This window comes from Azohydromonas lata (assembly GCF_034427735.1).
In the GTDB taxonomy this organism is placed as follows: Bacteria; Pseudomonadota; Gammaproteobacteria; order Burkholderiales; family Burkholderiaceae_C; genus Azohydromonas; species Azohydromonas lata.
In genome coordinates this window covers 1-837 of the sequence record NZ_JAXOJX010000190.1, presented here as the reverse complement: position 1 = coordinate 837, position 837 = coordinate 1, and the positions used below count along the sequence as shown (strand labels likewise).

General features: G+C 74.0%; 1 protein-coding gene. It reads right to left on the bottom strand.

What is annotated here, in order from left to right:
* On the bottom strand, window positions 1-837 hold an 837-nt coding region (locus SM757_RS34955; RefSeq protein ID WP_322468861.1), incomplete at both ends, for a hypothetical protein.

The window sequence follows — 837 nt, the reverse complement described above, 5'->3', positions numbered from 1 at the left end:
CGCAGCCGTGCCGAGGGCACCGCCGGCCTGCAGCCGCAGGTTCGTTGCGGAAACGTTCTTCGTGCTGCCTGCGGCGTTGGCGATGGCACCCGTGTCGGCCACCACGCTCACGTTGCCCGCGCTGACGTTGCCCACGGTGACCGTGCTCGCCGCATGCAGCCGCGCGCTGGCGCCCGCGACCTTGGCGTCGCCGGCCATGGCCAGCACGCCGCTGCGCGCGTCGATGGACACCGTGCCCGTGCCCGCCGTGCTCACGTCCACGCCCGTGGCCGTGGCGCTGCCCAGCAGCACGCTGCCCGCAGCCTTGAGCGTGACGTGGCCCGTGCCGCTGGCGATGTCGCTGTTGACGATCACGTCACCGCTCGTGGCCTGCACCAGGATGGACCCCGTGCCCGCCGCGCTCACCGCCGTGCCCGCCACGCCGGCGCTGCCGCCGTTGGCCGTGCCGTCGTTCAGCGTCACCGTGCCGCCGGCCACCAGCACGATGTGGCCGTTGTTCAGCGACACCAGGTCCGACTGCGCCGCATCGCTCACCACCGTGGTGGCCGTGCCCGCGCCCAGCTCCGTGACGCTTACGCCCACGTTGCCCACCGTCAGCGCATCGGCCTCGTCCACGAACACGCCCGCGCCGCGCGCGCTGAGCGTGCTCACCGCCAGCGTCAGGTGGCGCGCGGCCGTGCCGATGGCACCGCCGGCCTGCAGCCGCAGGTTCGTCGCGCTGACGTTGCGCGTGCTGCCCGCGGCGTTGGCGATGGCACCCGTGTCGGCCACCACGCTCACGTTGCCCGCGCTGACGTTGCCCATGGTGACCGTGCTCGCCGCATGCAGCCGCGCGCT